Below are 22,338 nucleotides of genomic sequence, written 5' to 3' on the forward strand. Positions count from 1 at the left end.
TCAGTTCGTGCCGGCGGTGCCTATGGCACCGCACCGCGTTCCGCCTGCATCTCTGCCGCGGATGTCCGACACTCGGCAGCGACGGGCCGTATGCAAGGGAGACAGGCCTTGGGTTCCAGACGCTTGCGGGTCGGTCTCGTCGGGATCGGCAACTGCGCCTCCTCCTTTGTGCAGGGGCTGAGCTATTATCGCGACGCGCGCGGTCCGGTGCCGGGCCTGATGAGCGCCGAGATCGGCGGCTATGGCATCGGCGACATCGAAGTCTCCGCCGCTTTCGATATCAACGCCGAGAAGGTCGGCCGCGACCTGGCAGAGGCCATCCTCGCCACGCCGAACAACACCCACCGCTTCGCCGAGGTCGCGCCGACCGGCATCACCGTGGCGCGCGGGCGGACGCTGGACGGCATTGGGCGCTACCTGCGCGAGGAGATCCAGGAGGCGGATGCGCCGGAAGCCGATGTCGCCGGGCTGTTGCGGCAAAGCCGCACCGATGTCCTGGTCTCCTACCTGCCGGTCGGGTCCCAGCACGCCACCGAATGGTATGCCGAGCAGGCGCTGGCGGCGGGATGTGCCTTTGTCAATTGCATCCCGGTCTTCATCGCGTCCGACCGCAGCTGGCAGTCACGCTTCGCCGCGCGGCGCCTGCCGCTGATCGGCGACGACATCAAGAGCCAGGTCGGCGCCACCATCGTCCATCGCGTCCTGACCAACCTGTTCCGCGAGCGGGGCGTGACGCTGGACCGGACCTACCAGCTCAACTTCGGGGGCAATGCCGATTTCCTGAACATGCTGGAACGCGAGCGGCTGCAATCGAAGAAGATCTCGAAGACCCAGGCCGTCATCAGCCAAATGGACGCGCCGCCGACGCCAGGGGACATCCATGTCGGCCCGAGCGATTTCGTGCCCTGGCTCGGCGACCGCAAATTCGCGCATATCCGGATGGAGGGGACCGGCTTCGGCGGCGTACCGCTGAACCTGGAGCTGAAGCTGGAAGTCTGGGACTCGCCCAACTCCGCCGGGGTGGTGGTGGATGCCGTCCGCTGCGCCAAGCTGGCGCTGGACCGCGGCATCGGCGGCGTGCTGCCCGCGCCGTCCAGCTACTTCATGAAGTCGCCGCCGGAGCAATTCACCGATGCCGAGGCCCGGGCCCGGACGCTGCGCTTCATCGCCGGCGGGGACTGAGCGGGATGGCGATGACGGTGCTGCTGGTGCGGCACGCCGCCCATCCGCTGGTGGGCCGGGTCCTGTGCGGCCGCATGCCCGGCGTCCGGCTGGACGAGGGCGGCCGGCGATCCGCGGCGCAACTCGGCCCCCGCCTGCGCCGGGAGGCACCGGTCGCGCTCCATGCCAGCCCGCAGGACCGCTGCCTGGAGACCGCCGCCGCCATCGGGCAGGCCTGCGGACTCGACCCGCGTCCCGATGACGCGCTGGACGAGATCGATTTCGGCGCCTGGACCGGCGCCGCCTTCGAACGCCTTGCCGATGACCCGGCCTGGGCGGGCTGGAATGCGCGGCGGGCCGAGAGTTGCCCTCCGGGGGGCGAATCCATGCGGCAGGCGCAGCTGCGCGCGGTGGCCGGGCTGCAGCACCTGCGCGCGCGGCACCCCGGGGGTGTGGTCGTCGCGGTCAGCCATGCCGATGTCATCAAGGCGATGCTGATGTGGTGCCTCGGCCTCACCCTGGATGCGCACCAGGCCTTCGACATCGACCCGGCCTCCGTCAGCGCGCTGCGGCTCTGGGATGGCGGCGGGAAGGTGCTCTGGATGAATGAGAAGGTGGCGGGATGATGCAGGCGATGGATGCGGAGGAGGTGCGCCGCCGCGCGGCTTCGCTCGGCGAGTGGTTCCACAACATCGATCTGGGCGGGGTGCGGACGGCGCCGAATCATTTCCTCGGTGACTACCCCGCGGTGAAGTGGCGGGAATTCGCCCATACCATCCCGCAGGATCTCAGCGGCCTCAGCGTCCTCGATATCGGCTGCAATGGCGGCTTCTACGCTATCGAGATGAAGCGCCGCGGCGCCGCCCGCGTCCTCGGCATCGATGCCAATGAGCACTACCTGGCGCAGGCACGCTTCGCGGCCGAGGTGACGGGCCAGGAGATCGAGTTCCGCGCCCTTTCGGTCTATGACGTGGGCGCGATCGGGGAGCGCTTCGACCTCGTCCTCTTCATGGGGGTGCTCTACCATCTGCGCCATCCGCTGCTCGCGCTCGACCTGATCCATGAGCATGTCGCCAGCGACATGCTGGTGTTCCAGTCCATGCTGCGCGGCGCGCCGGAGGTGCTGCCGCAGCGCGAGGATTTCGACTTCTGGGACATGGCGCCCTTCGACGATCCCGGCTGGCCGAAGCTGCATTTCGTCGAGCACCGCTACGCGAATGATGCAACCAACTGGTGGGTGCCGAACCGCGCCTGCGTCGAGGCCATGCTGCGCAGCGCGGGCTTCCTGATCGAGGCGAATCCGGAGGAGGAGGTCTATCTCTGCCGCCGCGTCGAGGCGCCCTACGGCGCTGGCGCGGCCTATCCGGCCCAGGGCTTCAAAGGGGGAAGGGTCGCATGATCGAAGCCGCGATGATCTGGAACGAGCCGAACAACAAGTCGCACTGGGATCCGGAAATCGACCCCGACTGGCGGCTCTTCGCGGATATGGCCATCTGCGCCGGGCAGGCGATCCGCGCCGAGCACCCGACGCTGCCGCGCGTCCTCGGCGGCATCTCCCCGATCGATCCGGGCTTCATCCGGAACCTTGCGGCCCGGGGCGTGCTCGATCATGTGGACGCGGTCGCGGTGCACGGCTTTCCCCTCGACTGGAATCTCTGGCAGATCCAGGAATGGCCGGCGAAGATCGAGGAGATCCGCGCCGTGACCAGCCTGCCGGTCTGGGTCTCGGAGGTCGGCGTCTCCTCCTTCGGGGCGGAGGAAGTGCAAGCCTGGGGCGTCGACCGCACCGCCGAATTGCTGGTCGGACGGGCGCCGCGGATCCACTGGTACAGCCTCTATGACCTGCCGCGCGCCTGGGAGGCGACGACGCGGCACCGGGAAGCGGAAGGCTCCTCCTACTACCGCCATTTCTACATGGGGCTATTGCGGGAGGATGGTGCGCCCAAGCCTGCGCTCGAACGCTTCGCCCGGCATGCGCCGGCGCTCGGGCTCTGCCAGTGGTTCCATTTCGAGGACCACCGGCTGGACGACGCCGTCGCCTGGATGCGCCGCCTCGGCGTACGTTACCTCCGCACCGGCCTCTCCTGGGCCGACAGCTTCCGGCCGAACGCCCTGGCCTGGTTCGACCGGCAGATGGAGGCGCTGGCCGAGTTCGACGTCACCGTGACCTTCTGCTTCACGCCGGAGCATCGCGGCATCGCCCCGCATCATAGCAGCCCGCCGCAGGTGAAGGAGGAATTCGCCGAGTTCTGCGCGCAGATGATCCGGCGTTATGCGCGACCCGGAACCGTCCCTGCGGGTCCGGGTTGAGAGTCCAACTCTGGACCGAGCAGCGCCATGGCCGCCGAAACCCTCCCCGCCAGCATCCAGGAAGCGCGCCAGGCGGCCCGCGCGGCAGCGCTGCGCTATGTCTCGGATGAGGGGCCGGGCATTGCGCGGCGGCGCGTCGGCAAGGGCTTCAGCTACCGCCTGCCGCAGGGCGGGCCGGTGAAGGACCCGGCGACGCTGCGCCGCATCAAGGCGCTGGCGATCCCGCCGGCCTGGACCCAGGTCTGGATCTGCCCGCAGGAGAACGGCCATATCCAGGCCACGGGGCGGGACGAGAAGGGCCGCAAGCAGTATCGCTACCACCCGCGCTGGCGGGAGACGCGGGATGCCGCGAAATTCGGGCACATGGTCGAGTTTGCCCGCGTCCTGCCGCGAATCCGCGAACAGGTGGAGGCGCATCTGCGCCTGCCCGGCCTGCCGCGGGAGAAGGTGCTGGCCACCGTCGTCCGGCTGCTGGAGACCACCCTCATCCGCGTCGGCAATGACGACTATGCCAAGCAGAACGGCAGCTACGGCCTGACCACGCTGCGCAACCGGCATGTCGAGGTCGCCGGCGCGCAGCTCCGCTTCTCCTTCAAGGGCAAGAGCGGCAAGTCCTGGCAGTTGCAGGTCGCCGACCGCCGCATTGCCCGCATCCTGCGGGAATGCCAGGACCTGCCGGGGCAGGAGCTGTTCCAGTATGTCGATGCGGAGGGCGCGCGGCACGGCATCGATTCCGGCGACGTCAACGACTACCTGCGCGAGATCGCCGGGGCCGAGGTAACGGCCAAGGATTTCCGCACCTGGGCCGGCACGGTGCTGGCGGCGCTCGCGCTGCATGAGTTCGAGCGCTTCGATACCCAGGCGGCCGCCAAGCGCAACGTCAAGCGGGCGATCGAGGAGGTGGCGGGCCGGCTGGGCAACACGCCGACCATCTGCCGGAAATGCTACGTCCACCCCGGCGTCCTCGACCTCTACATGGATGGCGGCCTGGCGCTGCAGGTGAAGGAGGAGGCCGAGGCCGAACTGCATGACGAGGCCGCCGGGCTGAAGCCGGAGGAAGCCGCGGTGCTCGGCTTGCTGATCGGCCGGCTGGCGCGGGACGAGAAGAGGGCGGAGGCGCCCGCGCGGCGCGCGAAGCGGATCGTCCGCGCGGCACCGAAGGCCCTCCAGCAGGCCGAGGCGCCCGCCTGATGCGGATCGTCGTCTTCGGCCTGACCATCACCTCCTCCTGGGGCAACGGCCATGCGACGCTCTGGCGCGCGCTCTGCCGCGCCCTGGTCCGCCGCGGCCATCACGTCACCTTCTTCGAGCGCGACGTTCCCTATTACGCCAGCACGCGGGACCTGCAGGCGATGCCGGGCGTGGAGCCGGTGCTCTATGCCGATTGGGAGGAGGTGCGGCCGCGCGCCGCCCGGGCGCTGGCCGGCGCCGATCTCGCCATGGTCACCTCCTACTGCCCGGATGGCGTCGCCGCCTCCTCCCTCGTGCTCGCCTCCAAGGCAGGGCTGCGCGCCTTCTACGACCTGGACACGCCGGTGACGCTCGACCGCCTCGCGGCGGGCGAGCATCCGGACTATCTGCCGCCCGAGGGGCTCGGCGGCTTCGACCTGGTGCTGAGCTATACCGGCGGCGAGGCGCTGGCGCGGCTGCAATCGCAACTCGGCGCCAGGCGGGTCGCGCCGCTCTATGGCAGCGTCGATCCGGAGGCGCACCACCCGGTGCCGGCGCAGGAGCAGCTGCGCGCCGATCTTTCCTATCTCGGCACCTATGCGGCGGATCGCCAGCCGGCGCTGGAGCGCCTCTTCGTCGCGCCGGCGCGGCGCCTGCCGCAGCGGCGCTTCGTCATCGGCGGCGCGCTCTACCCCGCGGAATTTCCCTGGGCGGAGAATATCTGGTTCGTCCGGCACATGCCGCCGCCGGACCACCCGGCCTTTTTCTCCTCCTCCCGCCTCACCCTCAACATCACCCGGCGGGCCATGGCGGCGATGGGCTGGTGCCCCTCCGGACGGTTGTTCGAGGCGGCCGCCTGCGGCACGCCGATCCTGACCGACACCTGGGCGGGGCTCGATGCCTTCTTTGCGCCCGGCCGGGAGATCCTGGCCGCGCAGACGACCGAGGATGCGGTCGCGGCCATCAGCCTCTCGGATGCCGAGCTGGCGCGGGTTGCGCGCGCGGCACGCGAGCGCACGCTGGCGGAGCACACCGCCGATATCCGCGCCGCGCAGCTGGAAGAAGCGGTCGCTTCCGCCATGGCACCCGCGAGGATGGGAGAGTGAGCATGTGGGGCATCATCCCGGCCGCGGGCATCGGCAGCCGCATCCAGCCGCTCGCCTTCTCCAAGGAGCTGCTGCCGGTCGGCAGCCGGCTGGAATCGGGCGTGGAGCGCCCGCGCGCGGTCAGCGAGCATCTGATCGAGCGCATGATCGCCGGCGGCGTGGACAAGATCTGCTTCGTCATCGCCCCGGGCAAGAGCGACATCATCAACTACTACGGCTCTCGCATCGGCGGTGCTTCCATCGCCTATGTGGTGCAGCAGGAACCGAGCGGGCTGTGCGACGCCATCTTCTGCGCCCTGCCGCTGATCGCGCCGGAGGAGCCGGTGGTGGTCGGCCTGCCCGACACCATCTGGTTCCCCGAGGCCGCGCTGGCCCCGCTGCCGGATGACGAATTCTCCTTCCTGCTCTTCCCCGTCGACCGGCCCGAGCTGTTCGATGCCGTCGTCACCGATGCCGAAGGCCGGGTCGAGGCGATCGAGGTGAAGCGCCCCGGTGCGCACAGCCGCTGGGTCTGGGGCGCCTTCAAGCTGCCGGGTGCCGTGCTGCGCGATCTGCACGCGCTGTGGCGGGAGCCGGGGCGCGGCGACGAGTATATCGGCACGCTGGTGAATGCTTGGCTGGCGCGCGGCGGCCAGGCCCGCGGCCTGCGCGGCGGCGAGGTCTATGTGGATGTCGGCACGCTGAACGGCTACCGCGAGGCGGTGGCGCTGCTGGCCAGCCGGCCGGGACCGCGGGATTCGGCCGTGGTGCCCTTCCGCGTCCTGCAGCAGCGCGCCGCGCTGGACGCGGCGGCGCGACGGCCGGATCTCGCGCCGGTGGCGGCGAATGACCAGGGCGACCTGGCCGGGATGCCGGCCGGCGGCTAGGGGCATGTCGCACGGCGATTTCACGGCCTGGCTCGCCTCCCGCAGGGGCGCGGCGCCCTGGCGCGTGCTGGTGGTCTGCGCGCATCCGGATGACGAGGTGATCGGGCTGGGGGCGCAGCTGCCCTTCCTGTCGCAGGCCCGCATCCTGCACGTGACCGATGGCGCGCCGCGCGACGGCCGGGACGTTGCCGCGCATGGCTTCCCCGACTGCGCCGCCTATGCCGCGGCGCGGCGACGGGAACTGGCGGCGGCGCTGGCCCTGGCCGGGATCGGGGCCGGGGCCGCCTCGACGCTCGGCCTGCCGGACCAGGAAGCGTCGCTGCACCTGCCCGAGATCACGCGCCGCATCGCGGCGGCCATCGCCGAGGCCGGCGCCGAGATCGTGGTGACCCAGGCCTATGAGGGCGGGCATCCGGACCACGATGCCACCGCCTTCGCCGTGCAGGCCGCCCTGCGCCGGGTGCCCGCCGCGCTGTTCGAGATGGCGGGCTACCATGCCGGGCCGCAGGGCATCGCTGTCGGCGATTTCCTGCCCGGCACGGGCGAGGCAGGCGTCACGCTCGCGCTCTCGCCCGGCCAGGCCGCGCTGAAGCGCCGCATGCTGGACTGCTTCGCCACGCAGCGGCAGGTGCTCGCCGCCTTTCCCGTGGGGGTCGAGCGGCTGCGCCCGGCCCCGCGCTACGACTTTACCCGCCCGCCGCATCCCGGGCGGCTGTTCTATGAGAACTTCCCCTGGGGCATGTCCGGCGAGCGCTTCCGCCGCCTCGCGGCCGAAGCCCATGGCGCGCTGGGCCTCGCACCATGACGCTCACCATCCTGCAGGTCGCCTTCCCCTTCGCGCCCGTGGGACCGGATGCGGTGGGCGGCGCGGAGCAGGCGCTGAGCCTGATCGAGCGCAGCCTGCCACGCTTCGGGCACCGCGCCATCACCGTGGCCGGTGCCGGTTCCTCGGCGACCGGCCCGCTGCTGGAGACGCCGCTGCCCACCGGCAGGATCACGCCGGAGGTGCAGGCCGCCGTCCAGGCCAGGCATGCCAGGGCCATCGAGGAGGCGATCGCGCGCGTCCCCATCGACCTCGTCCATATGCACGGGATCGATTTCCACCGCTATTTGCCGCCGCCGGGCCTGCCGGTGCTGGTGACGCTGCACCTGCCGCCGGGCTGGTACCCGCCGGAGGTCTTCCGCCTGCAACGCCCGGACACCTGGCTGCACCCCGTCTCGCCCAGCCAGCACCGCGCCTGCCCGCCCTGCCCCGCCCTGCTGCCGCCGATCGAGAATGGCGTGCCGGTCGAGGCGCTGCGCCTGCCGCTCTCCCGCCGCCGCTTCGCCCTGGTGCTCGGCCGGATCTGCCCGGAGAAGAACCAGCGCGCCGCGCTGGAGGCCGGCACGCAGGCCGGACTGCCGGTGCTGCTGGGCGGGCAGGTCTTCCCCTATGAGGCGCATGAGCGCTACTGGCGCGAGGCCGTGCTGCCCCGCCTGCGGCCACCGCACCGCTTCCTCGGCCCGCTCGGCCTTCCCCGCAAGCGCCGCCTGCTGAATGCGGCGCGCTGCCTGGTTTCGGCCAGCCTGGCGCCGGAGACGAGTTCCCTGGTGGCGATGGAGGCGATGGCCTGCGGCACCCCCGTGATTGCCTTCCCCTCCGGCGCGCTGGCCGACATCGTGGAGGATGGCGTCACCGGCTTCCTGGTGCGGGACGCGGCGGAGATGGCCACGGCCATGGGCCAGGCGGACCGGCTCTGCGCGGAGACGATCCGCCGGACGGCCCGGCGGCGCTTTTCCGCCGATGCCATGCTGGCGCGCTATGTCGCGCTCTATGAGGACCTTGCGCGCCGGAGCCGCTCCCATGCGGCCTGACCCCGCCGCCCTCGCCATCGAGGAGGTGACGAGTACCGCGGCGCTCGAAGGGCTGCGGCCGGACTGGGAGGCGCTCTGGAACGCCATGCCGGGCGCCACGCCCTTCCAGTCCCCGGCCTGGCTCATCCCCTGGTGGCGCCATGTCGGCGAGGGCGCGCTGTTCACGCTGGCGCTGCGCGCGGGCGGCGCGCTGGTCGGCCTGTTTCCCCTCTATCGCTACGGGCAGCCGGAGGGCGGCGAGCGGGTGCTCTTCCCGCTCGGGATCGCCACCACGGACTATCTGGATGCGCTGGTGCGGCCGGGCTGGGAGGCAGCCGTGCCGGATGCCGCCAGCCGGCACCTCGCCCTGCGGGCCGGCTGCGATGCCTGGGAATGGCCGCAGCTCCGCCCCGGCTCGCCCCTGCTCGCCCTGCCCGCGCCGCCCGGCTGGGCGGAGGAGGTGGTGCCCGCCGATCCCTGCCCGGGCCTCGACCTGCCGGACCGGGTCGAAGACCTTGCCGGCCGCGTCTCCGGCAAGACGCTGCGCGACCTGCGGACCGTGCGGCGCCGGGCGGCCGAAGCCGGCGCGCTGCGCTGGGAGACGGAGGCGGAGGGCATCGAGGAACCCTTCGAGGCGCTGCTCCGCCTGCATGGCGCGCGCTGGGCCACGCGCGGCGAGGCCGGCGTGCTCGCCTCCCCCGGCGTGCAGGCGGCGCACCGCGAGGCATTGCCCGCCCTGCACCGCGCCGGCCTGCTGCGCTTCCATGTGCTGCGCCTGGATGGCGCGGTCGTCGCGGTGCTCTATGCGCTGGCCGATCCGCCGGGACGCGGGCCGCGGCGCCTCTACTTCTATCTCAGCGGCTTCGACCCGGCGCTGGAGCGCCTCAGCCCCGGCATGCTGCTGGTCGGACGGGCCGTGGAGGCGGCGATCGCGGAGGGGTTCGCCGTCGCGGATTTCCTGCGCGGCCGGGAACGCTACAAGTATTTCTGGGGCGCGGCGGACCAGCCGACCTTCCGCCGCCGCCTGATTCCGCCGAGGGAGGCCCCGCCATGCGCAGCCTGCTGATCGTGCTGGACAGTGTCGGCGCCGGCGCGGCGCCGGATGCGGCGCGCTATGGCGACGCCGGCGCGGATACGCTCGGCCACATCATGGCCGCAACCGGGCTGCGGCTGCCGGCGCTCGAGGCGCTCGGCCTCGCCCGCATTATGGGACGCGACCGGCCGGACCCGCAGGCCTGCTGGGGCCGCATGCGGCCCCGCGCCGCGGGCAAGGACAGCACCACCGGGCATTGGGAGATTGCCGGGGCGGTGCTGGACCAGCCCTTCGCCGTCTATGACCGCTTCCCCCCCGGATTGCTGGAGCCGATCGAGGCGGAGGCGGGGATCCGCTTCCTCGGCAACCTCCCCGCCAGCGGCACCGAGATCATCGAGCGGCTGGGGCCGGAGCATCTGCGGACCGGCTGCCCCATCCTCTACACCTCGGCCGATTCCGTCCTGCAGATCGCGGCGCATGAGGCGGTGATCCCGGTCGGGCGGCTCTATGCCATCTGCGAGATCGCCCGTCGCCATGCCGATCCTTGGGCGGTCGGCCGGGTGATCGCCCGCCCCTTCCTGGGTGAGCCGGGCCACTTCCGCCGCACGCCCCGCCGGCATGATTTCGCCATGCGCCCGCCGCCCACCGTGCTGGATGCGCTGACGGAAGCCGGCCTGCCCGTCATCGGCATCGGCAAGGTGGGCGACCTCTTCGCCGGGCGCGGCCTGACCGAAAACCACCCGACCGGCAGCAATGCCCAGGGCATGCGCGCCATCGCCGAGGCCTGGCCGACGACGCGGCAGGGCCTCGTCTTCGCCAATCTGGTGGATTTCGATACGGAATACGGTCATCGCCGCGATGTCGCCGGCTATGCGCGGGCGCTGGCGGAATTCGACGTCTGGCTCGGGGGTTTCCTGCCGCAATGCGGTCCCGAGGATCTGCTGATCATCACCGCCGACCACGGCAACGACCCGACCCATCACGGCACCGACCACACGCGGGAAGAAGTGCCGCTGCTGCTGCGGCATGCCGGCAGGCGCGACGCGCTCGGCACGCGTGACGGCTTCGGCGATGTCGCGGCGACGCTCGCGGCCTTCCATGGCCTGCCCTGGCCCACCGGCCGGTCCTGCCTTCCATGACCGCGCTCGACGAATACCTGGCGGGGCGCATCTCCGCCCCTGTCGCGCTGATGCGCCTGCTGCTGACGGGTGAGCCGGCCGAGGCGGTGACCACGGAACTCGCCAGGGCGACCGTGGCGGATGACCGGCTGGCGCCGCTGCTGGCGCTGGCGCGGGAGCGGCTGGACGGGCTGCGCCTGCTGGAGCGCATAGTGCAGGGCGGCGCCATGCATGCGCCGGAGGACGGCCCAGAGGCCGCCATCGCCGGCAGCCGGGCGATGTTCGACCGGCTGGTGCGGATCAGCCCGGAAGCGAGCGTCGCCGCCTACAGCCTGGGCGACCCGGATTTGCTGGATGCCGTGACGGCGGAGCTGGTGGCCTGGCTGCGCGCGCAGGAGTTGCTGGCGCAGCAGCCCAGGATCCTCGATCTCGGCTGCGGGATCGGCCGGCTGGCAGCGGCCCTGGCGCGCGAGGCGGCCTCGATCATCGGCCTCGACATCTCCGGCGGGATGGTCGCCGAGGCCCGGCGGCGCTGCGCCGGGCTGCCCCATCTGCGGTTCGGGACCTGCTCCGGCAGCGAGCTCGGCGGCATCCCGGACGGGTCCTGCGACCTCGTGCTCGCCATCGATGTCTTCCCCTATCTCGTGCAGGGCGGGCTCGGCCTCGCCGCGCGCATGGTCGCGGAAGGGGCCCGCGTGCTGCGGCCGGGCGGCGACCTGCTGATCCTCAATTTCAGCTATCGCGGCGCCGCGGACGACCGCGGCGACCTGCCGGCCATCGCCGAGGCCGCAGGGTGCCGCCTGCTGCGCAACGGCACGCCCGAATTCCTGCTCTGGGACGGCCTCGTCTTCTGGCTGCGGCGCGACGCGGCCTGAACGCGGCAGGCCTCGGTCAGGTCCGGCGCATCCGCCGCGCCAGATTCTCCCCGATCATCACGCAGGTGAAGTGCAGGTTGGCCCGGCAATCGGCGGGCATGATGGCGGCATCGGCCACCCGCAGCCCTTCCACCCCGCGCACCTTGAGGTCCGGATCCACCACGCCGCGCGGATCCTCATGGGCGGTCATGCGGCAGGTGCCGGCGGCGTGCTGGATATCGCCGCATTCCTGCAGCATCAGCGCATCAAGCTCGTCATCCGGCAGGCCGGCCGCATCGCCCATGGTGAGGGCGGTGTCGGAGAAGCCGATGCCCTCGGCGATGCCTGCCAGTTCCGGCCGGGCGCAGAGCGCCGCCAGCCGTCGCACCCCGTCCCGCATGCGCAGCCGGTCGCGCGGATCGGCCAGCATGTTCTCCTCCACCACCGGGTTCGCGTGCGGGTCGGCGGAGGTGAGGCGCACTTCCCCGCGCGAGAAGGCGTCGTAGAGCGCGACCCCGATCGCCCCCACCGGCGCCGGCCGGTCGCCCGCCAGGCCGCGGTGGTTGTAGGCGATCATGATCATGTCGCGCTCACCACCGCCGCCGAGCCGGCTGGAATAGGTCAGGCAGCAATTGGTGTGGCGCGCATCCGGGTGCTGCGCCGCGTGATCCGGCCGCAGGGCCAGGGTCGCGCGCAGGATCGGGTGGTCCATGAAATGCTGCCCAACCGAGGGCAGGTCCTGCAGCACCGGGATGCCGAGCGCCGCCAGCGCCGCGGCCGGCCCGATGCCGGAGCGCATGAGGATGGTCGGGCTGTGGATGGCGCCGGCGCAGAGCACCACCTCCCGCGCCGCGATCGCCTCGAAGCCCTCCGCCCCCTCGAACCGCACCCGCACGCCACGGGCGCGGCGCCCCTCGAACAGCACGCGGTCCACCAGCGCGCCGCCACGGATCTCGAGATTCGGGCGGCCGCGCGCCGGCTCCAGATAGCCGTCATTGGTGGTCACGCGCTTGCCGTCCCGGCTGTTGATCGGGTTGCAGGAGAGGCCCTCGCCCTCCGGCGCGTTCAGGTCGGCCTTCCAGGGATAGCCGGCGGCCAGCGCCGCGTCGCGCAGCGCCAGGTCCACCGCGCCCCAGGCCTCGAAGGGCGCGCGGTGGACGGGCAGCGGGCCACCCCTGCGGATGCCGGGCGCGAGGCCGGTATCGGCATCATCCTCGATCAGGTCGAAGAGCGGCAGGACATCGGCGGCGGACCATCCCTCGCAGCCTGCCTCCGCCCAGGCATCGAAGGCGGCGGGGACGCCGCGGATGGCGATCTGCGCGTTCACCGTCGAGGAACCGCCGAGCGCCTTGCCGCGCCAGTAGAATTTCGGCTCCTGCGCCGCGGTGCGTCGGGTCATCAGCCCGGGCCATTGCCAGTCCGCCTGGTGCGCCGGATCGTGCATGAAGGGCACGATATTGGCGCTTCGCAGGGCATGCGGCGCCTCCGCCGCGCGCCAGTCCCGCCCGGCCTCCAGCAGCAGGACACGGCGATGCGCGTCCTCCGAGAGGCGCACGGCCAGCGGCGCACCGGCCGAGCCGGCGCCGACCACGATCACATCGTACATGCAGGCGAGTCTCTTTCCACCAGAACGTCATAGTAGCCGGTGGTGGTTGCCAGCACATGGCGTGCCAGGCTTGCCTGTCCGCAGGACGGCGATGGAGGATGCGCGCGACCGCGCTGCAGCGCGGCATGGGAGGAACCGCATGACGACGCGCCCGATCGACCCCGAGATCCAGGCCATCCGCGACCTGCTGGCATCCCGCCCCAGGCCGGCGGAGCTTGCCGAGCGCCGCAGGCGGCTGGATGCGCTGGGCGGCAGCTATCCGCTGCCCGGCGATATCCGTGTGGAACCAACCAGCGTGCAGGGCGTGCCCGCCGAATGGACCGAGGCGCCGGGCGCCGATGCGTCCCGCGTGCTGCTCTACCTGCATGGCGGCGGCTATTGCGCCGGCTCGCTCGCCAGCCACCGGCCGATGGTGGCAGAGGCCGGGCGGCAGGCGGGTCTGCGCACCCTCGCCCTCGACTACCGCTTGGCGCCGGAGTATCCCTTCCCGGCCGCGCTGGAGGATGCGCTCGCCGGCTATCGCCACCTGCTGGAGAGCGGTTTCGCGCCGGGCCGCATCGCAATCGGCGGGGACAGCGCCGGCGGCGGGCTGACGGCGGCGACGCTGCTGGCGATCCGCGACCAGGGCCTGCCGATGCCGGGCTGCGCCTGGCTGGTCAGCCCCTGGGTCGATCTCGAGAGCGCCTCGGCCAGCATGAAAAGCAAGGCCGCCACCGACCCGATGGTGCAGAAGGTCTATCTGCTGGAGATCGCGGCGCTGTACCGCGGCGCCGCGGGCGCCCGGACGCCGCTCGTCTCGCCGCTGCATGCCGATCTGCACGGCCTGCCGCCGCTGCTGATTCAGGTGGGCTCGGCCGAGACGCTGCTGGATGAGGGCGTGGCCTTCGCCGGCAAGGCGGGCGCCGCGGAGGTGGCGGTGACGCTGGAGATCTGGCCGGACATGATCCATGTCTGGCATCTCTTCCACCCGCAACTCGCGGCCGGGCGGCGGGCCATCGCCAAGGCCGGGGCCTTCACCCGCGAGCATCTCGCGGACTGAGCGAGGGGGCGCGGCAGACCGCCGCGCCCTGCCGCGTCACGCCGCGGGCGAGAGCACGTGGATGACGCGGCTCTCGATCAGGTCCTTGGTCCTGGCCGCATAGGCCGCCATGTGCGGAGCGGCGGCATGCGCCTTCAGATGCTCCGCGCTCTCCCACTTCTCGATCACCACGAAGGTGTCCGGGCCGAAGGGTGTCTGGAACTTGCCCATGCCCTCGGCGTCGATCGCCGGGCCGTATTCGATGCAGCCCTCCTCGGCATGCACCGCCGGCATGTTGGCGCGGAAATGGCCGAGGATCTCCTCCCGCTTTCCGGGCTTGGCGGTGATGATGGCAAGCACATGGATCATGGCTGGACGTTCCCCGTTCTTGTGGAGGGGCCGAGCCTAGGCCGCATGCCGCGTCCTGCCAATCAGCCGCTGCCGGCGAAGCGCGCGGCGATCCGCGCCTCCAGCGCGCGATAGCCCTCCATCAGCGGGCGGCGGTTCTCGAAGGCGTCCTGCGGCGCCTCCAGCAGGCGGCCGGTCATGCCGTCCTTCACTTCCCCGTCCTTCAGGAAGGCGCGGCGGAACAGCCGCGGCGCGGCGCCGACATAGGGGCGGAAACACACCCGGTGCGGGCCGGGCTGGCCCAGCCGCCGCGCGGCGCTCGGCGGCACCCAGCCCTCGCGCGGCAGGGTGATGCTGTCCTCATGCAACGCCAGCGCCTTGCTCTTCAGATAGGGCTCGATGAACTGCACCTCATCGACACCGGCCGCCACGATGTGCCGCGCGCAATTATGGCAGGGGAAGGTGGTGACGAAGAGCCGCCCGCCGATGGTCGAGACGCCGCGCCGCGCCGCCGAGATCAGCGCATCCATCTCCGCATGGACCGAGCGGCTGAACTCGACCAGGTGCCCGAGGCGCGAACGCCGCAGCCGCCGCGCCAGGGCGGTACGGGCCGAGGCATCGCCGAGCGCGACCCCCTGCTCCTCCAGCAGGTCCAGCACATGGTCCACCAGCCGGTTGCGCTCATCGGTGTTGCGGCAGAAGCCGCCGAGGGCGTGGCAGCGGCCGCGCTCGACCTCCGCCGGGTCGTCCATCCCCTCGCCATAGAGGCCGCCGCCGGCGCGCGGCACCTCGTTGCAGCCGGTGGAGAGCAATTGCCCGTCCTGCCCCAGCAGCACCGCGCCGACCTGGCGGGAGAGGCAGGCGCTGCCGAGCCGCGCGGCATAGGCGTGGTACATGGCCTGTTCCGCCTCGGTCGGGCGCAGCATGGGGCGGTCGGCGCGCAGCAGGGAGAGGAAGCGCGAGAGATCCGCCGTCACCGGCCAGGTATCCAGCACCGCGTCCGGGACATCGGTATCCGGCAGGGGGGCGGAGCTGTCGCAGTAGAAATCGGCGTAGCGGAAGGTATCGGCGACCTTCTGGCCGTGCTCCAGCCCCCCATCCTCGTCGCGCCCCATGAATTCCTGCACCGCGCGGGCGGCGTCCGGATCCTCCGGCGGAAAGCCGTATTTCCGCATCAGCCGGGCATGCCGCGTGCGCTCGTCACAGACCACGCCGAGCAGCCAGAAGGATTCGCCATAGACCGAGCGCAGCAGCTGCACCTCGGCCGGGTGGCGCAGCGCGTCGCAGACGGCGATCAGCGGCCCGCCCGCGGCGCGGGCCGCATGGATCACCGCGATCATGCCCGCGGCGACGAAGGCATGGTCATTCTCCTGCCGCAGCCGGCTGCCGATCTCCTGCAGGGCGCGGAAGCGGCGGATCGGCGGCTCGGCCGCCGCGGCGCTCCAGGCGCGCGGCGCCGCGCGCTCCAGCACGGTGCTGGCCCGGATGGCGGTGGCGGCGCAGCCCGCGCGAGCCAGCAGGCGCCGCAACACACGGCCGACGGAGGAGGTGCCGGCGCCGACCGCGCCGACCAGGCCGATGACCAGATCCGGGCTCTGCGCCGCACGCGCCAGGGCCAGCGCCTCGATGCGGGGCCCCTTCCCGTCCGGCAATGTCCCGAGTCCTTCCATTCCTCCGTCGAATCTCCTGGTCTTCCTGCCAAGGTCGGATGCGCGCGTGTCGCGTGCAACCTCCCTCGACTGCACGGCCTGTTGCGCTCGGGCATGGTGGCGCATGGGCACGATACGGATTACCACGCGGCAAGGTCGGACGCTGGCCGGATGGACCGGCCGCCGCCGTGATTCGGGATGGAGCGGAGGCATCGGCATCCTGCCCGGTGCTGCGCATCCACCCGCCACGCGGATGGGTTACAGGAGGCTGAGGAGGTGACCGAGGAGTGCGCGTGAACGCATTCACCCCCTCGCGTTTTCGCGAGATACGGGGCATCAGGATGGGCCGCTCGCCGGGCGGCCTGAGTCCCTCTAACCGCAAGCTGTTGCCCGCATGTCAACAAGTGTAACCGGCAAGAATGGCCCTGCCATCCCGGCCAATGCCCCTCGCAGCTACGAGGTGAAGGTCCTGCGCCAGCCGCTTCCGCCCCGGCAATGGTTCTGGATGATTGTCGATGAGTCGAACCAGACCGTCGCGCAGAAATCGCAGGAGACCTATCGCAGCGCGCAGGAGGCCTGGGAGGTCGGCCGGAGACGCCTCGGCAAGCCGGCCTGAGGCGGGGTGGCTGGGGCGCCAGGATTCGAACCTGGGAATGGCGGTACCAAAAACCGCTGCCTTACCGCTTGGCGACGCCCCATCCGCGGCGCGGGCGCTCAATAAGGGTCAGGGGGCCCTGTCGTAAAGCCCCCCTGCCTCACACCACCACGCTCCGGGCAGCATCCCCGCCCCCGCCCGGGCCATGGCGGCATCAGGAAAGAGCGCGAAACAGGTGGCGCCGGAGCCGCTCATCCGCGCCAGCAGGCAGCCCGGCAGGGCGCGCAGCGCCGCCAGCACCTCGGCGATCACCGGGCAAAGGGCGATCGCCGGCGGCTCCAGGTCATTCCGGGTTTCCGCCAGCCCCCGCGCCATGGCGGCGGCGTCCGGCCAGAAGGCGGGCAGTTCGGCCGGCGGGGTGAAGCCGCCCGTCCGCGCCCTGAACACCGCCGGAGTCGCCAGCGCGACCCCGGGATTCACCAGCAGCAGCCCGCAGGGCGGCAGCGCCGGGGCGGCCGAGAGCACCTCCCCCACCCCTTGCATGCGGGCGGGGCGGGAGGCAATGCAGACCGGGATATCCGCCCCGAGCGGCGCCGCGATCACGGCCAGCCGCGATTCGGGCAGGCCGAGGCCCCAGAGCCGGTCCAGCCCGCGCAGCGCCGCCGCGGCATCCGCCGAGCCGCCGCCGATGCCCGAGGCAACCGGCAGCCGCTTGGTCAGCGTGATCGCCGCCCGTGCCGGCACCCCGGCGGCGGTGGCCAGGGCCCGCGCCGCCCGCAGCACCAGATTGTCCGGCTCCGCCGCCAGCGATTCGCCGAAAGGCCCCTCCAGCGCGAGCGACAGGTCTTCCGCCGGCGCCAGGGCCAGCGCATCCGCCGCCGGCCCGAAGACCGCCAGGCTGTCCAGCAGGTGGTAGCCATCCGCCCGCCGGCCGGTGACATGCAGGTACAGGTTGACCTTGGCCGGCGCGGACTCGGTGAGCATCAGCGCTGCGCCGTGCTGGCGGGGTAGCCGGGCAGGCCATCCTTCAGCTTGGCCTCGATCTTGACCAGTTCGTCCGGCTCCGGCTCCAGCGTCGCGGCGCGCTGCCACTGGAAGCGTGCCTCCCGCTGCCGGCCCGTCGCCCAGTAGGCATCGCCGAGATGGTCGTTGATGACGCTGTTGCGCGGCTCCAGCTCGACCGCCTTCTCCAGCCAGGTCACCGCGCCCGGCAGGTCGCCCAGGCGGAACAGCACCCAGCCCAGGCTGTCCGCGATATTGCCGTCCTGCGGGCGGAGCTCGGTCGCGCGCAGCAGCATGGCCTTGGCGCGATCGAGGTTCTTGCCCTGCTCCGCCCAGGTATAGCCGAGATAGTTCAGCACATAGGGCTGTTCCGGCGAGAGCTCGAGCGCGCGCAGCAGGTCCGCCTCCGCCCGCGGCCAGTCGCCCGAGCGCTCCCGCGCGATGCCGCGGGCATAGAGCAGCGGCCATTCGCCCTGGCCGGGCTGGCCGATGCGCGCCAGGGCCTCGTCATAGGCCACCGCCGCCTCGGCGAAGCGGCTGCGCCGGCGCAGCAGGTCGCCCAGCCGCGCGGAGGGCTGCGGCATGGTGGGGTAGGTCTCGGCCAGCCGGCGCAGCAGTGCCGTCGCCTCCTCCATCCGGTCCAGCTTGTCGAGCAGCGCGGCGCGGCGGAGGCCGATGACCGGCGCCAGCGGATCATCCGCCGGGACGCGGCCGAGCGCGGCGAGCGCCTGCTCCTCATGCGACTGGTCGACGAGGATGTCAGAGACCAGCACCAGCGCCGGCCCGAAGCCGGGCCGCAACCGCAGCGCGAGCTGGGCCAGGATGAGCGCGAAATCGGAGGAGCCCTGGCCGCGCAGCGCGCCGGCCAGGGCCGTATAGGCCTCCGCCCAGCCATCCGCGGGGGAGGCGACGCCGCGCGCCGCCAGCAGGGTCCGGCGATGGGCCTCGGTTGCCGCCAGGGCGGCGTCCTCGCCGCTCCCGGCCATCTGCTGCAGCAGGCGCTGCGCCTCGGCCGGCTTGCCGGCGCGGTTCAGCACGCTGGCCGAGAGCACCGCGAGGCGCCAGGGGGGCTGCGGCTGGTCGGCCAGCGCCATGCGGGCGAAGCGCTCCGCCTCCCGCGGCCGGCCGGCGATGTCGGCGATCAGGGCGGCATGCAGGGCGTTCAGGGCGCGCAGCCGGTTCGCCTCCGCCAGCGGGCGGAGCGTCGCCAGCGCCTGGTCCGGCTGGCCGCGGCCGAACTGGACCCAGGCGAGCAGGGTCGGCTGGAGCACCTGGACCGGGCCGGTGCGGGCCATGGCGCGCACGCGCTGCTCCGCCCGGTCCCAGCGGCCGGCCTGCATGTCGGCGCCGGCCAGCAGCAGATTGGCGGCCGGGTTGTCCGGCAGGCGGCGGGCGAGGCGCTGCGCCTCCCCCCGCCCGTCCAGCAGGGCGGCGAGGAAGGCGCGGTTGAGCAGCTCCGGCTGGTCCGGGTCCGCCTTCAGCGCCGTCAGCAACTGATCGGCCGCGACTTCCGTATCGGTCTCGGCGCTGGCGAAGCGGCCGGCCAGATAGGCGCCAAAGGCGCCGGTGATGGGGGTGCCGTTGGCGCTGCGCGGCCCACGATCCCCGGGCGCCCCGCTGGCGGCGCAGGCGGAAAGAAGCGCGGCGGCGAGGAGGGCAAGCCGCTGCGAGGGTCCCGGAAACTGCATGGGGGCGGAGGCTAGCAGCCTGACCCGGCCGGCGCCACGGTCAGGGCGGGCCGCCATGCCGGGGAAGCGGCCGGAACGGCCTCACGCCACCCGCCCGTAATCGCCGAATTGCGCGAGGACCGCGGCCAGTTCGGCCTCGTCCAGCAGCACCGGGACGAGGCCGGCGGCCCGCAGCGCCAGGTATTGCCGGGCGAGGTTCTCCACCTCCAGCGCCAGTGCCCTTGCCCCGGCCAGGGTCGCCCCCAGCGCCACCACGCCGTGATTGGCGAGCAAGGCGGCCCTGCGGCCCTCGAGCGCCGCCACGCAGGCCTCGGCCAGGGCCGCGGTGCCAAAGGTGGCGTAGCCGGCGCAGCGGATATCGGCCCCGCCACCGAGCGCGATCATGTAGTGGAAGGGCGGGATGCCCTGCCGGGCGCAGGACAGCGCGGTGGCCAAGGGGCTGTGGGTGTGCACCACCGCCCCGGCCTCCGGCCGCGCGGCATAGACCGCCGTGTGCAGCCGCCATTCGGAAGAAGGGCGCCGATGCCCCGCCAGCACGGCGCCATCGAGGCCGATCTCGACCAGGTCGGCCGGCCTGGTGTCCGCATAGGGCAGGCCGGCCGGGGTGATCAGGCAGCCGCGCGCCGTCCGGACGGAGAGGTTGCCGGATTTGGAGGGCATGAAGCCGAGCGCATCGAGCGCCCGCGCGGCCTCGATCAGGGCCTCCGCCTCGGCCGGCATGCTCAGCCCGCCCGATGGCGGCGGCCGACCAGCAGCTCGGCCCCGGCCTCGCCCGCGGCCTCGGCATGGCGGCAGCCGGCGGCCAGGGTGAAGACCTCGCCCGGGCCACGATCCTGCACCTGCCCGCCGGCGGTCACGACGAAGCGCCCGCGCAGGACGAGGCCGCGGACATCCCAGCCATGGTCGTGCTCCTCCAGGGCCTGGCCCGGCGGCACCTCCCGCCGGACCACCTCCTGGAAGCCCTCGGCGCGCAGCGCGGCTTCGAAAGCGGCCGTGTCGGTCATGCTCATTCCTCCCGCAGCCGGCGCGCCGTCAGGGCGGCGGGCCGGGTCATGCAACGCTCCATCCAGGCCGCGACGCGCGGCAGGGCGGAGAGATCGTAGCCACGGAACCAGGAGCCATAGAGCACACCGGCGAGATTGCAGTCAGCTATCGTGAAGCCCTCCCCCAGCAGGAAGGGCCGGCCGGCCAGGTGCCCCTCCAGCACGGCGAGGCGCAGGTCGGCGGCGGCACGGCCGGCGGCGGCCAGGGCCGCGTCGCGTTGTGCCTCCGGCAGCATGAAGCTGTTGCGCGCCCATTGCATGACCTGCGGCTCGATCTCGGTCGCGGCCCAGAGCGTCCATTGCAGGACACGGCTGTGATCGGCGCCGATGGGCAGCAGCGGTGGTCCGGCCTTGGCCGCGATATGCAGGTTGATGGCGAGGGATTCGAACAGCACCAGTTCACCGTCCCGCATGGCCGGCACCGTGCCGTTCGGGTTCAGGGCGAGGAATTCCGGCGCCTGTGCCTCCGGCCCGAACATGACCGGCACATGCGCATAGGCGATCCCGGCTTCCTCCGCCGCCCAGAGGCAGCGGAAGGCGCGGCTCCTCGCCACGCCGTAGATGGTCAGCATAACCCCGCGCCCCTCCCGCGAACCGCTCGTCGGTGGAACCATCCCGGCGGCGGGGGCCGGCGGCAAGGGGTGAAAACGCTCCCGCCCGGCGCCATGCGGGCTAAGCTGCCGCGGCGGGGCGGCAAGACCCCGCCTGGAGGAAACGCCGATGCATCGCCGCACCCTGTTGCCGGGACTCTTCGCTCCCTGGGCCGGACTGTCCCTGTTGCCCATCGCCGCGCATGCCCAGGGCTGGGCGCCGGACCGGCCGGTCCGCATGCTGGTCGGCTTCGCCGCCGGCGGCAGCACCGATACCACGGCCCGGATCGTGGCGCAGGCCATCACCCCGGCCCTCGGCCAGTCCGTGCTGGTGGAGAACCGCACCGGCGCCGGCGGCAATGTCGCCTCCGAGGTGGCGGCGCGCAGCGCGCCGGATGGCTACACGCTGGTCATGGGCTCCATGGGCACCCATGCGGTGAACCAGGCGCTGTTCCGCACCCTGCCCTTCCATGTGGCGAAGGATTTCGCGCCGGTCTCGCTAGTGGCGCTGAGCCACAACCTGCTGGTCGTGCATCCCGCCCTGCCGGCGCAGAGCGTCACGGAGCTGGTGGCGCTGGCGAAGGCGCGACCCGGCGGGCTGAATGCCGGCACCGGCGGCTCCGGCAGTTCGCAGCACTTCGCCGCGGCGCTGTTCGAGCACCAGGCCGGTGTGCGCTTCACCCAGGTGCATTACCGGGGCGGCGCGCCGGCCATGGCGGACCTCGTCTCCGGCCGGGTCGATCTGGTCTTTGCGCCGATGGTCGAGAGCATCCAGCAGGTGCGCGCCGGGCAGGTCCGGGCGCTCGGGATCAGCCGCGCCGAGCGCTCCCCCTACCTGCCGGAGGTGCCGACGATCAGCGAGCAGGTGCCGGGCTATGTCTTCCGCAGCTGGCTCGGCGTCTTCGCCCCGGCCGGCACGCCGCCGGCTGTGGTGGCGCGGCTGTCGCAGGAGATCCAGGCGGCGATGCGCGTGCCGGCGATGCGGGAGCGGATGGCGGAACTGGGCTATGACGCCGTCGGCAGCACGCCAGAGGAGTTCGCCAGCTTCCAGCAGGTCGAGATCGCCCGGACCGCGGAGCTGGTGCGGATCTCGGGCGCCACGGTGGAGTGACCCGGCGCCGGAAGGCCCGGATGCGTGATCGCATCCGGGCTGTTGGGATCAGAGCGGGTCGACGTAGAAGGCGATGCCTTCGTAGTTGAACATGGGCAGGTTGGCCATGACGCTGTCCCGCTCCGCCACCGAGGTGGTGTAGAAATGCGCCCCGGTGGTCGGGTTGTAGAAGCGGAAGAGCGACATCTGCCCGGCCTCGGCGGAGCTGAAGGCCTGGTAGGCGATGCCTTCGTAGCT

24 protein-coding genes and 1 tRNA gene are annotated in these 22,338 nt (G+C 72.3%); 15 read left to right on the forward strand and 10 right to left on the reverse strand.

Annotation, left to right across the window (positions count from 1 at the left end):
• Positions 1–108 precede the first annotated feature (108 nt).
• The 12 genes from LHA35_RS20635 to LHA35_RS20690 are packed head-to-tail and all read left to right on the forward strand — an operon-like array spanning position 109 to position 11,472.
• On the forward strand, positions 109–1,182 hold the full coding sequence (locus LHA35_RS20635) for an inositol-3-phosphate synthase (protein ID WP_226611727.1): 1,074 nt from the start codon (positions 109–111) through the stop codon (positions 1,180–1,182).
• Positions 1,183–1,187: 5 nt separating this feature from the next.
• Complete coding sequence (locus tag LHA35_RS20640; protein WP_226611729.1) at positions 1,188–1,787, forward strand: histidine phosphatase family protein; 600 nt, start codon at positions 1,188–1,190, stop codon at positions 1,785–1,787.
• Complete coding sequence (locus LHA35_RS20645) at positions 1,784–2,560, forward strand: TIGR04290 family methyltransferase (RefSeq protein WP_226611731.1); 777 nt, start codon at positions 1,784–1,786, stop codon at positions 2,558–2,560. Before LHA35_RS20640 ends, LHA35_RS20645 begins: the two co-directional genes overlap by 4 nt.
• Entirely contained in the window at positions 2,557–3,471 is a 915-nt protein-coding gene (locus LHA35_RS20650; RefSeq protein WP_226611733.1) for a glycoside hydrolase 5 family protein, read from the forward strand. Before LHA35_RS20645 ends, LHA35_RS20650 begins: the two co-directional genes overlap by 4 nt.
• Positions 3,472–3,498: 27 nt before the next feature.
• The gene (locus tag LHA35_RS20655; protein WP_226611735.1) at positions 3,499–4,662 is read left to right on the forward strand and encodes a DNA topoisomerase IB; all 1,164 of its coding nucleotides are present in this window, start codon (positions 3,499–3,501) and stop codon (positions 4,660–4,662) included.
• On the forward strand, positions 4,662–5,747 hold the full coding sequence (locus LHA35_RS20660; RefSeq protein WP_226611737.1) for a CgeB family protein: 1,086 nt from the start codon (positions 4,662–4,664) through the stop codon (positions 5,745–5,747). The genes LHA35_RS20655 and LHA35_RS20660 overlap by 1 nt, the downstream gene beginning before the upstream one ends.
• Positions 5,748–5,749: 2 nt before the next feature.
• Positions 5,750–6,613, forward strand: coding sequence for a nucleotidyltransferase family protein (locus tag LHA35_RS20665; RefSeq protein ID WP_226611738.1), 864 nt, complete (start codon positions 5,750–5,752; stop codon positions 6,611–6,613).
• Between the two features lie 4 nt (positions 6,614–6,617).
• Positions 6,618–7,418, forward strand: coding sequence for a PIG-L deacetylase family protein (locus LHA35_RS20670; protein ID WP_226611740.1), 801 nt, complete (start codon positions 6,618–6,620; stop codon positions 7,416–7,418).
• Positions 7,415–8,467, forward strand: a complete 1,053-nt coding sequence (locus LHA35_RS20675) for a glycosyltransferase (protein WP_226611742.1) — start codon at positions 7,415–7,417, stop codon at positions 8,465–8,467. Before LHA35_RS20670 ends, LHA35_RS20675 begins: the two co-directional genes overlap by 4 nt.
• Positions 8,457–9,512 carry a GNAT family N-acetyltransferase gene (locus LHA35_RS20680; protein ID WP_226611744.1) on the forward strand — a complete coding sequence of 352 codons (1,056 nt, stop codon included), beginning with the start codon at positions 8,457–8,459 and terminating at the stop codon, positions 9,510–9,512. The genes LHA35_RS20675 and LHA35_RS20680 overlap by 11 nt, the downstream gene beginning before the upstream one ends.
• A complete protein-coding gene (locus LHA35_RS20685) occupies positions 9,497–10,618 on the forward strand; it encodes a phosphopentomutase (RefSeq protein ID WP_226611745.1) in 1,122 nt (373 codons plus the stop codon). The genes LHA35_RS20680 and LHA35_RS20685 overlap by 16 nt, the downstream gene beginning before the upstream one ends.
• Positions 10,615–11,472 carry a class I SAM-dependent methyltransferase gene (locus LHA35_RS20690; RefSeq protein WP_226611746.1) on the forward strand — a complete coding sequence of 286 codons (858 nt, stop codon included), beginning with the start codon at positions 10,615–10,617 and terminating at the stop codon, positions 11,470–11,472. Before LHA35_RS20685 ends, LHA35_RS20690 begins: the two co-directional genes overlap by 4 nt.
• Positions 11,473–11,488: 16 nt before the next feature.
• Here LHA35_RS20690 and LHA35_RS20695 read toward each other — a convergent pair whose 3' ends face one another.
• On the reverse strand, positions 11,489–13,057 hold the full coding sequence (locus LHA35_RS20695; RefSeq protein WP_226611747.1) for a GMC family oxidoreductase: 1,569 nt from the start codon (positions 13,055–13,057) through the stop codon (positions 11,489–11,491).
• Between the two features lie 139 nt (positions 13,058–13,196).
• On the opposite strand from LHA35_RS20695, the gene LHA35_RS20700 reads away from it, so the two are divergent.
• Positions 13,197–14,096: an alpha/beta hydrolase gene (locus LHA35_RS20700; RefSeq protein ID WP_226611748.1), complete on the forward strand. Its 900-nt coding sequence runs from the start codon at positions 13,197–13,199 to the stop codon at positions 14,094–14,096.
• Between the two features lie 36 nt (positions 14,097–14,132).
• Here LHA35_RS20700 and LHA35_RS20705 read toward each other — a convergent pair whose 3' ends face one another.
• Both LHA35_RS20705 and LHA35_RS20710 read right to left on the reverse strand, forming a co-directional pair.
• Entirely contained in the window at positions 14,133–14,444 is a 312-nt protein-coding gene (locus LHA35_RS20705; protein WP_226611749.1) for a putative quinol monooxygenase, read from the reverse strand.
• A gap of 62 nt (positions 14,445–14,506) precedes the next feature.
• Positions 14,507–16,093 (reverse strand): hypothetical protein, encoded by a 1,587-nt coding sequence (locus LHA35_RS20710; protein WP_226611750.1) that lies wholly within the window; start codon positions 16,091–16,093, stop codon positions 14,507–14,509.
• A gap of 373 nt (positions 16,094–16,466) precedes the next feature.
• Between LHA35_RS20710 and LHA35_RS20715 the strand changes: the two genes are divergently transcribed.
• Positions 16,467–16,688, forward strand: coding sequence for a hypothetical protein (locus LHA35_RS20715; RefSeq protein ID WP_226611751.1), 222 nt, complete (start codon positions 16,467–16,469; stop codon positions 16,686–16,688).
• A gap of 7 nt (positions 16,689–16,695) precedes the next feature.
• On the opposite strand, the gene LHA35_RS20720 is transcribed toward LHA35_RS20715, so the two are convergent.
• The 6 genes from LHA35_RS20720 to LHA35_RS20745 all read right to left on the reverse strand — a co-directional run bounded on the left by LHA35_RS20720 (position 16,696) and on the right by LHA35_RS20745 (position 20,972).
• Positions 16,696–16,770: transfer RNA gene (locus LHA35_RS20720), tRNA-Gln, on the reverse strand.
• Positions 16,771–16,796: 26 nt separating this feature from the next.
• Positions 16,797–17,651, reverse strand: a complete 855-nt coding sequence (locus LHA35_RS20725; RefSeq protein WP_226611752.1) for a 4-(cytidine 5'-diphospho)-2-C-methyl-D-erythritol kinase — start codon at positions 17,649–17,651, stop codon at positions 16,797–16,799.
• Positions 17,651–19,357, reverse strand: a complete 1,707-nt coding sequence (locus tag LHA35_RS20730; RefSeq protein WP_226611753.1) for a tetratricopeptide repeat protein — start codon at positions 19,355–19,357, stop codon at positions 17,651–17,653. The genes LHA35_RS20725 and LHA35_RS20730 overlap by 1 nt, the downstream gene beginning before the upstream one ends.
• Positions 19,358–19,438: 81 nt before the next feature.
• A complete protein-coding gene (locus tag LHA35_RS20735; RefSeq protein ID WP_226611754.1) occupies positions 19,439–20,077 on the reverse strand; it encodes a class II aldolase/adducin family protein in 639 nt (212 codons plus the stop codon).
• A 2-nt stretch (positions 20,078–20,079) separates the two neighbouring features.
• A complete protein-coding gene (locus LHA35_RS20740) occupies positions 20,080–20,361 on the reverse strand; it encodes a cupin domain-containing protein (protein WP_226611755.1) in 282 nt (93 codons plus the stop codon).
• A 2-nt stretch (positions 20,362–20,363) separates the two neighbouring features.
• Entirely contained in the window at positions 20,364–20,972 is a 609-nt protein-coding gene (locus tag LHA35_RS20745) for a glutathione S-transferase family protein (protein ID WP_226611756.1), read from the reverse strand.
• Between the two features lie 148 nt (positions 20,973–21,120).
• Between LHA35_RS20745 and LHA35_RS20750 the strand changes: the two genes are divergently transcribed.
• Positions 21,121–22,101: a Bug family tripartite tricarboxylate transporter substrate binding protein gene (locus LHA35_RS20750; protein ID WP_226611757.1), complete on the forward strand. Its 981-nt coding sequence runs from the start codon at positions 21,121–21,123 to the stop codon at positions 22,099–22,101.
• 48 nt (positions 22,102–22,149) lie between these two features.
• Here the strand turns inward: LHA35_RS20750 and LHA35_RS20755 are convergent.
• On the reverse strand, positions 22,150–22,338 hold a 189-nt coding region (locus tag LHA35_RS20755), incomplete at its 5' end, for a hypothetical protein (RefSeq protein WP_408902378.1).

It is taken from the genome of Roseicella aerolata, assembly GCF_020523605.1.
Classification (GTDB): domain Bacteria; phylum Pseudomonadota; class Alphaproteobacteria; order Acetobacterales; family Acetobacteraceae; genus Paracraurococcus; species Paracraurococcus aerolatus.